Source organism: Pirellulales bacterium (assembly GCA_035546535.1).
Lineage (GTDB): Bacteria > Planctomycetota > Planctomycetia > Pirellulales > JACPPG01 > JACPPG01.
The window spans coordinates 1-8,594 of the sequence record DASZWQ010000072.1; the positions used below are offsets into that span (position 1 = coordinate 1).

General features: G+C 60.9%; 8 protein-coding genes and 1 tRNA gene. 2 read left to right on the top strand and 7 right to left on the bottom strand.

All coding sequences use genetic code 11. The features are described 5' to 3' along the window. A partial coding sequence (locus VHD36_09790; protein ID HVU87602.1) for an IS5/IS1182 family transposase occupies positions 1 to 127 on the top strand: 127 nt, incomplete at its 5' end. Positions 128 to 917: 790 nt separating this feature from the next. On the opposite strand, the gene VHD36_09795 is transcribed toward VHD36_09790, so the two are convergent. From VHD36_09795 to VHD36_09805, 3 genes are all read right to left on the bottom strand, one after another. Continuing rightward, a tRNA-Met gene (locus VHD36_09795) sits at positions 918 to 991 on the bottom strand. A 131-nt stretch (positions 992 to 1,122) separates the two neighbouring features. Continuing rightward, positions 1,123 to 1,365: a hypothetical protein gene (locus tag VHD36_09800; protein ID HVU87603.1), complete on the bottom strand. Its 243-nt coding sequence runs from the start codon at positions 1,363 to 1,365 to the stop codon at positions 1,123 to 1,125. 306 nt (positions 1,366 to 1,671) lie between these two features. Further along, on the bottom strand, positions 1,672 to 2,922 hold the full coding sequence (locus tag VHD36_09805; protein HVU87604.1) for a DegT/DnrJ/EryC1/StrS family aminotransferase: 1,251 nt from the start codon (positions 2,920 to 2,922) through the stop codon (positions 1,672 to 1,674). A gap of 333 nt (positions 2,923 to 3,255) precedes the next feature. Between VHD36_09805 and VHD36_09810 the strand changes: the two genes are divergently transcribed. After that, positions 3,256 to 5,838, top strand: a complete 2,583-nt coding sequence (locus VHD36_09810; protein HVU87605.1) for a glycoside hydrolase family 20 zincin-like fold domain-containing protein — start codon at positions 3,256 to 3,258, stop codon at positions 5,836 to 5,838. Positions 5,839 to 5,921: 83 nt separating this feature from the next. Here the strand turns inward: VHD36_09810 and VHD36_09815 are convergent, their stop codons facing one another. The 4 genes from VHD36_09815 to VHD36_09830 all read right to left on the bottom strand — a co-directional run. Continuing rightward, positions 5,922 to 6,113: a hypothetical protein gene (locus VHD36_09815; GenBank protein ID HVU87606.1), complete on the bottom strand. Its 192-nt coding sequence runs from the start codon at positions 6,111 to 6,113 to the stop codon at positions 5,922 to 5,924. Between the two features lie 27 nt (positions 6,114 to 6,140). Continuing rightward, positions 6,141 to 7,634 (bottom strand): sodium:solute symporter family protein, encoded by a 1,494-nt coding sequence (locus tag VHD36_09820; protein ID HVU87607.1) that lies wholly within the window; start codon positions 7,632 to 7,634, stop codon positions 6,141 to 6,143. Between the two features lie 167 nt (positions 7,635 to 7,801). Then, on the bottom strand, positions 7,802 to 8,203 hold the full coding sequence (locus VHD36_09825; GenBank protein ID HVU87608.1) for a DUF1330 domain-containing protein: 402 nt from the start codon (positions 8,201 to 8,203) through the stop codon (positions 7,802 to 7,804). Between the two features lie 52 nt (positions 8,204 to 8,255). After that, positions 8,256 to 8,594, bottom strand: a 339-nt coding sequence (locus tag VHD36_09830) for a hypothetical protein (protein ID HVU87609.1), incomplete at its 5' end; no start/stop codon positions are given.

Sequence of the window (8,594 nt, forward strand, 5' to 3'; positions counted from 1 at the left end):
ATGGCTCGTCCGCTACCGCCGCCACGCCCGCGACTACGAACGCAACACCGAAACCAGCGAGGCCATGATCTACATCGCCATGATCAACCTCATGTCACGCCCCCTGACCCGACACAAATACATTTGAAGACACGTTCTAAGCTGATCGAGTCAGCCGCGTCGGGTCCTCCAATTCAGGGGCTTTCCGGTTTCGATCGAGCGATGCTCTATATTCTTGCTGGCTGGACTGGATATCGGCGGGGCGAGCTTGCCTCACTAACATTGCGATCTTTCGATCTCGAATCACAACCAGCCACGGTGAGAGTCAAAGCTAGCTTTAGCAAGCGTCGGAGGAACGACATTGTCCCCTTGCACCCGGCCGTTGTCGATCGCATGAAGCAGTGGTTGGCCAACAAGCCGGGAATTGACATGGATGATCCGATATTCGACCTCAAGACGAAGACGGGTGGATTGCGGCGAACATCCAAGATGATGAAGCTCGATCTGGAGCGAGTCGGTATCCCGTACTGTGACGACGACGGGCTATTTGCCGACTTCCATGCCAATCGGCACACGTTCATCTCGAACCTGGCAAAGGCAGGGGTATCGCCCAAGCTAGCCCAATCCATTGCTCGGCACAGCGACGTCAACTTGACGCTAAATGTCTACAGTCACGTTGGGATCGGCGACCAAGCAGCTGCAATCCAAAACCTGCCCGCCCCGCCGCGACCAGAGGCGACGGTTCACGAGGCCGCCACGAGATCGGCGGACGAAAAGTTTGCACACGGGTTTGCACAAACTTCCGACTCTGACTGGCAGTCAGAGTCATCGGTTGGCAACAGCGCCCCCGCCGAGAGTGGCGAAGGGGGGACAGGCAAAGCCTTGCCAAAGAAGCAGTTAGTCATCCTTTGTCACGCTCTGACAGAGGATGACACAAGTAGCGGCGCAGGGATTCGAACCCCGGACACGCGGATTATGATTCCGCTGCTCTAACCAACTGAGCTACGCCGCCGTGGAACCCCCGAATCTAACCGACGGGGCGGGGGCGTCAAGGCACGCTTGGGGTCGCGCTCCTCGCCACGAAAGCGCAAAGACCTCGTGCAGGTCGCATAGACTGCGAAATTGCCTTCCAGTGCGTGCCTACTACTTCTTGCCCTGGCAGCCGGCGGGGCGCGGCGTGGCGCGGATTTTTTTGCTATTGCTCGTGGAATAGCTGTAGCGGCGCGAACTGCTGGTGGACCCCGGCCGATAGTTCGATACCCAGCCAGAGTCCCGCGTGCGTGTCGCGCGGCGAATCGCCGAAGCGTCGCCGGCGCCGTGGGCCGCGATCGGCAATAACATCGCCGCAACGATGAACAAGCCAAAGCACGCCAGATATTTTCGCATGACCTTCGCAAACCTCGGTACGGTACTTCCAGTGCAGCGCTTTCTCAAGTTTACACTGCCAACGAAGGTCGGAAGTGGCGAGCGGCCGGTCTAACGAATTTGTCAACCTTTTGTAGTCGCGGGTCCGTGAACGCTGGAGTTTGTAGGGTGCCCAGTGGGCACCACGAACCCGAAAACGTCGTTCCTGGGGCGCACAGCGCACCGTACCGTCTTTGTTCTCTGTGAGGTGGGGAGCCGCCTCGCCGCCAAGGGCGGCTCACAAACCGCCGGCTACAGAATTGCCGCATGCGGTGCGAGCATTCTCGATCAATTCTTGCCATTCTTGGCGGCCCAATCGACCAGCGCCGCACGCTGCGAATGAATCTTTTCAAAGGCCCGCAGCACGTCGTCCACGTCCTCGCGCGGGCCGAGGAGCATCGCCTGCTCGAGCCATACCGATTCCTGGCAAACGCGATCGCTGTTCGGGCAACTCACGCGGTCATAGTCGAGTCGTTCTTTAACGCGCGGCAGATAAGGACCAAAGGCGCGGTCGCGGAACATCGGCTGCCGGTGGAGAGAAAAGCCATAGCCCGCCGAACACGGAATTCCTTCGGCATGCAATGCTTCGATGAGGGCCGCGCGGGAAGCGCCGAATTCCTGCTCGTCGACGCGCAACATGAACAAATGATACGCGTGCCGCGTGCAGGAGTCGGGGCGCTGCTGCGGATGCAAACCGGGCCACCTGGCGAGGCCCGCGGCAAGAAATCGTCCATTGGCGTCGCGCGTGGCCGTTTGTTCGGCAAGACGATCGAGCTGCGCGTTGAGGAGCGCTCCCTGCAGCTCGCCCAAGCGATAATTTCCCGAGATTACGTGATGTTCGTACCACACGCCGGTCGGGATGCGGCCGCAATTGTGCAGCGAGCGACAGGCTTCGGCCAGCCGGTCGTCGTTGGTCGTGATCAGGCCCCCCTCGCCGCTGGTGAGGTTCTTGCTCGATTGAAACGAGAACGACGCCAGGTTCCCCAGGCTGCCGGCCGGGCGATTCTGATAACTCGCGCCATGGGCGTGCGCGGCATCTTCGATCACGAATAAGTTGTGCCGGCGGGCAATCGTCATGATCGCGTCCATGTCGGCCGGTTGACCCGCGAAGTGCACGGGAATCACGGCTCGCGTGCGCGGTGTGATAGCCGCTTCAAGAGCCCGCGGGTCGAGATTGAACGTCGCCGGATCGATATCGGCGAACACGGGCACCATGTTCGCTTCGATGACAGCCGAGGCCGTGGAAAAAAACGTGTAGGGCGGAATGATGACTTCGCTTTCGGCCTCGATCCCGGCGGCGATCAGGCCGAGTCGCAACGACACCGTGCCGTTGACGACCGCGATGGCATGTTGACAACCGTGCATGGCCGCGAAGCGCTGTTCGAACTCGTTGACTTCGTTGCCGTCGAGGCGCCCCCAGCGCCCGCTGCGCAGTGCCGCCAGCACGCGCTCTTCATCGCGACCGCCGAAAATCGGCCAAGAGGTGAAACGACGCTTGCGAACCGGAGGTCCGCCCAATAGGGCCAGTTGTTGTGACATGTGCGAGATCGGGTTCAAAAAGATTTTGCCGCAATATCTTCGTTGCTTTCGCGAGCGCCGCGACAGGCGCCCAGCGGCCAATTGGCTTTCCAATACAATCGAGAATATAAGAGAGTAACCCCGGAGGGCAGGGAGGGTGCCATGCCGCCCAAGGCGGCCGCTGGTGGGTTGTTTTTGCGTCGTCCACGGGCATTTTCGGCGTTGACGACCATGCAAGAGGCTATCCGAGGCATCGAAATGGGGCCAGACCGCGATGCTGGCCGGCCGGCGGAAACCACTCCCTGCAAAAGCTCGTTTCGGATCGTGTTTCTTGCGGGACCATAGGAGAGAGGAATGCGCAGACGGTTGATGCTTTCGTGGGTCCTAACGGTCCTGGCGACCCTGCCCTTGGCCGGTGCGCGCCCGGCACATGCCGGCGATCGAGCGCGGCAGGATTTGGGAGTGATCCCGACGCCGCAGGAAGTAGCCTGGACCGACGATTCGGTCACGGTTGATTCCGCGACCCGGATCGTGCTACCGAGCACGGCGACCGAAGGCGCAAAGTTCGCCGCCACGAATCTGCAGGAGCGTCTTGCGCAGCAAATCGGGGTGAAACTTGCGATCAAACCGGACGCGAACGGCGCCGCGAGGTCGATCACCATCGGCGACCCCAAGAGTGATCCTCGCGTGGCCCGGTTGATGAAAGCCTACGGTCTGGAATTGACCGAGGCGATGGCGAAGGAAGGGTACGCGCTCGGTATTGGCGCCGAAGGAATCGTCATCGGAGCGGCCAGCGACCGCGGATTGCTATACGGCGCGACGACGCTACGGCAGATGTGGGTGGCCCGCGGCCCGAAAGCTACATTGCCGGCGGTGCGTGTGCGCGATTGGCCGAAGATGGCGCTGCGCGGCGTCCACGACGAGTTCAGCTACGGCCAGGTGTCGACGATGGCGAACTTCAAGGACATGATTCGCTTTCTGGCCGATTACAAGATGAACACGCTGATTTTCTATTTCGAGGACACGTTCCGTTTCAAGAAATACCCGACGATCGGCGAAGGGCGCGGCGCCCTCACGCGCGAGGAAATCGACGAGCTGGAAGCTTTCGCCCGACCGCTGGGCGTGGAATTGCTGCCGGTTTTCGAAATGCTCGGCAACCAGGGCGCGCTGTTGATGCTGGACGAAGTGCGGCCGTTGGCCGAGTATCCCGGCGCCCATTCCTTTGCGACAAGCGACGCGGCGTTCGAATTCTTGAGCAACTGCTTCCAGGAGATCGCCGAAGCCTTCGATTCGAAGTATTTTCACGCCGGGCTCGACGAGTCGTGGGATCTCGGCTTCGGCCAGAGCGAAGCGTCGGTGAAGCGTCTGGGGCGCGGGCCGGCCCATGCCGCGCACTACCGCCGCATCAACGAGCTACTCAAGAGCCATGGCAAGAAGATGATCATGTACGGCGACATCATTCTCAAATATCCCGAGATTCTCGACCTCATCCCCAAGGACATCGTGCTCATGGATTGGCAGTACGAGCCCGCGGATCACTACCCAACGGTCGACGTGCTGGGCTCGAAGGGCTTTCCGATCGTCGTGCTGCCGGGCATGAGCAACTGGGACCGGATTTTCCCCGACATGTCGAAGGCGATGATCAACATCCGCAATTTCACGCTCGATTGCTATCGCCAGCCGCAGCCGCTGGGCTCGATCACTTCGACCTGGGGAGACAACGGCTCGAAGAACCTGCGCGAGCTTTTGTACTACGGTTACGCGTACGGAGCGCAAGTCACTTGGGCGCCCGAGTCGACCGACGTTTCGAGCTTTTCGGATCGGTTTTTCACGCTCCACAACGGCCCAGGCACGGGACCGTACTTCGAGGCCATCTACGCGCTACTGGAAAAGTGGCCGTGGTGGTTTCCGATGCTCGATTATTTCCGGCATCCGTTTCTGCCGCGCAAGGATGGCCGGCCGCACACGACGCAGGAGCTGTACCGCGTCTACGAGGACGCTCGCACGGCACAGAAACTATGCGACCTGTTGCAACCGATTGTCGCGCGGCGAACGGGGGATGTCGACTATCTGCGCTACTGCGCGCGAATGCACGAGCATTACGTCGCCAGCCAGCGACTCGTGTCGGATTTAAATGGCTTCGCTGTCGAGGGCTTGTCGCCGGCCGAACTTGCGGCGGCGAGAACGACCCTGCTTGCGCGCATTCGTGCCGTACGCGACGAGGCGGTCAGCCTGCGCGATACGTTCAAAGAACTTTGGTTGCGGACGAATCAGCCGGCGAACCTGCATTACGCGATTGACGATTACGACGCGGTCATCAAGGTATGGGACGACGCCGCGGCGCGAGCCGAGCAGGGCATTTTTGCCTACGATCCGCGACCGGCTGCAGGATGGATTTATCATCCCGACGCGTCGGCCGGTCATCCGGTGCCACACGCCTGGTTTCGCAAGGTGGTCACGCTCGGTCCAGAGGACGTCGCATCGGCCGGCCTGCAGGTCCACGGCGACACGCACGTGAAGATCTATGTCAACGGCACGCCGGTCGGCGAGCAGTTCGCCCGGCGCAATCTCTCGGCACCGGTGAACCCCAAGCTGCTCGCTGTGTACGACATTCGTCGGCACTTGCGGCCGGGCGAGAACATCATCGCGGTCGACGCGCGCGAGTACGGCACGATCAACCCGGACCTGGAGCCGGGCGGCCCCGAGCGCAGCGGCGGCTTTCATCTCTACGGCGAAATCCGCGACAAGCAGGGGAAGTTGCAGCCCATCTTCTCGGACGCGACCTGGAAAGTCAGCGACCGCGAACGACCGGATTGGAACCAGCCCGGTTTCGATGATCGCAATTGGCCGGCGGCCAAAGTCGACCCGGCCCCAACGGTGTGGGTGACATATCCCGATTTCGCCAAGGGCCTGCGCGGGTTTAGCGACGTGCGGTAGGGTGATTGTCAGAAGTTAGCCACCGAGGACGCAGAGATCGCGGAGAGATGCGAAGAGCCGTGTGAAGGTAGCGCACGACTGACTTAGGAACTCCCTTCTTCTTTCTCGGTGCCCTCTGTGCTCTCCGTGGCAATTCCTTCGCTCTGCGAGTCGCTCAATCGCGCGAGCATACCGCGGATATCGAGCGCGCCGCGCACGCTGACGTAGGCCGTCACGCCCGCGTACCACACCAGGCAGGCGATCGTCAGCCACCACCAAAACGACGCGGCATTCATAGTTTTTCGTACCGTGGCTGGCTTATCTCAGGACAACGCAATGTGTGGGCTGCTCGGCTTGATCGCGGATTTCAGGAGCGAGCCGACGATCATCGCCACGCCCGCGCCGATGAATGCGGCGATGCCGAAATTGTAAGCACCGATCTTCTGCGCCAGCTTCTCGGTAGCGCTGAGCTGTTCCAGCACCAGATAAGCCAGCGGAAAGGCGGCTCCTACGGCAATGGCCGCGGCGGCACCCCAATCGTTGGCGCGCCGCCAATAACAGCATGCGATCAGCAGCGTCGACATGCTGGACATATAAATCGTACCGGTTACGGCCAAGTAGGCCCAAATGCCGGCGTCGCCGATCTCGTACCACAGGCCGAAGAAGAGCAAGAAGACACCGATGAGCCCGATGATAATACGATTCATGAACAGGCCGAATCGCTCGGACCAGCCCCCTTTGCGCAAGGGGGCGAGGAGATCGTTATAGATCACGCTCCCCCAAGTGAGCATGTAAGCCGAATCGGTCGACATGTCGGCGGCCAGCATCGCCGCCACGACGAGGCCCATGAGTCCGGTCGGCACGGTGCGACTCAAAAAGATCGGCATGGCTTGCGCCGGATTTTCCGGATCGACTGTTCCTGGCTCGAGCGTGGCCAAAGCGGCGATACCCCAGATGGCTGGAATCAAGAACTGGCACACGTAAAAGAAGCTGGTGGCCGTGTAAACCCGCTGCCCAGTCCTTGTATCCTTCGCGGCCAAGAATCGGGCGATGGTGGTTTGCCAGGTGAGAACCGTCCCCAGGTTCAACAGTGAATAGAAGATTATGAACGGCCAGCCCAGCTCGGGATTGGTAAACGGATTGAAGCCGCCGTCACCATGAACTTTTTCGACCACCTCGACCAGCGACGACCACGGTATATCGAAGAGAATCAGAAACGTGACGACCAATAGGCCGATGCTCACCATGATGAACTGCAGGTAATCGGTGACCAGCACCGAGAGCATGCCCCCGACGATCGTGTAGGTGGCCACGCCGGCCAGGAGCACGGTCATGGTGATTTCAAGATGGCCGACGTCGAGGCCGCAGACCGTCATGAGAAAATCGCCGCCCTGGCGCAGGAACGTGCCCATGTTCAAAAGCCCGCCGACGACGATCACGAGCGCGCTCCACCAGCGAATCCGTGGGCCGAAGCGCTTCTCGAAAAGCTCGGCGATCGTGACGACGCCTGAGTCGCGCAGCTTCTTGACGCAAAAGCCGGTGTACCCGACGAAGAACATGGCGAGTGCGTAGGTGATGCCGACCGAGGCGCCGGCGAAGCCATGCTTGTAGCCCAGTTCCGCGGCCGACATGCAGGTGACGATGCCGAACTCGGTGGCCGCGAGCGATGCGATCCCCAGGTAGAAGTTCACTTCACGGCCAGCGACCAGAAAGTGTTCGACCTTGCCGACGTACTTGCGCACGCTGAGGCCGACGGCCATCGTGACCAAGAGGTACAGGCCGACGATCGAGCCGTCGATCCAGGAGAAATGCGTCATCCGAAGCGTCTCGACCGTCTTCCAGCGAATCCACCCCGTGCGAGGGCTCTATAGGCGACAGGGGCCCATACTATGCTGACTGGCCTGCGGCGCACAAGCACCGGTGAGCGTCCGCGCAACCGCATGCGACGGTCGAGGCGCGGCATGTTTCTCGCTTCGGACCTGGACTATGCGGACAAACCAGCCGCCGGTACGTCTTGCACCACGGCGTAATTGATCTGCCCGGCCAAACCGGCTTCGCGATGATGATGGATCGCCTGGTATTCAGGCGACATGGCCATCTCGAAGAGCGACTTCGCACGCGGATACTGCACCAGCGCCACGGCGTCCCAGTCGGCCTGGCCGATCAGGCAAAACCTCGCATCGCCCGAGAACAATATCTTGGCGCCGATCTTCGCGAGGATCGGCTCGACGCCCGCCGCGTACTTGGCATATTCGGCCGCCCCGCCGTCGGGTTTGAACTTGAGCAAATTCACCATCACGATCGGTTGATCGTCGGGCAGTTCCAAGAAGGCCTGCATCTGCTCAGGCGTTGGCAACAGGGCGTTCGTCGCGGGCGTCATGCTCATGCGAGATTCTCCAGCGCGGGTTCAAACGAAAAAGCTGACAACGAGCGTGATACTAACTCTTCGCACCGGGAAAATGAAATGATCCCTCGCAAGTGATTTCGGCGAGCGTCTTTCGCCCGCTCGGTTGCTCGCGGGCTTGTATATCGGCGGGCAGATCACTGACATGCCCCGGCTTGCCAATGGCGCACATGGCCATGACTTCGTGATCATCGGGAACGGCCAGCTCGGTACGCGCCCGGTCGTAATCGAAACCCTGCATGCCGTGAACGACCAGGCCCTGCAGTGAGCCTTGCAAGGCCAGGTAGCCCCAGGCCGCGCCGGTGTCGAACGAATGCGTGACACTCGGCTTGTTGTTCATCTCGAAATTCTTTCGCGAAACCACGACCACCAG

Bases quoted from the DNA above. Each gene is read 5' to 3' on its own strand.
- VHD36_09800 (HVU87603.1), bottom strand. From the start codon at position 1,365: ATGCGAAAATATCTGGCGTGCTTTGGCTTGTTCATCGTTGCGGCGATG.
- VHD36_09805 (HVU87604.1), bottom strand. From the start codon at position 2,922: ATGTCACAACAACTGGCCCTATTGGGCGGACCTCCGGTTCGCAAGCGT.
- VHD36_09810 (HVU87605.1), top strand. From the start codon at position 3,256: ATGCGCAGACGGTTGATGCTTTCGTGGGTCCTAACGGTCCTGGCGACC.
- VHD36_09815 (HVU87606.1), bottom strand. From the start codon at position 6,113: ATGAATGCCGCGTCGTTTTGGTGGTGGCTGACGATCGCCTGCCTGGTG.
- VHD36_09820 (HVU87607.1), bottom strand. From the start codon at position 7,634: ATGACGCATTTCTCCTGGATCGACGGCTCGATCGTCGGCCTGTACCTC.
- VHD36_09825 (HVU87608.1), bottom strand. From the start codon at position 8,203: ATGAGCATGACGCCCGCGACGAACGCCCTGTTGCCAACGCCTGAGCAG.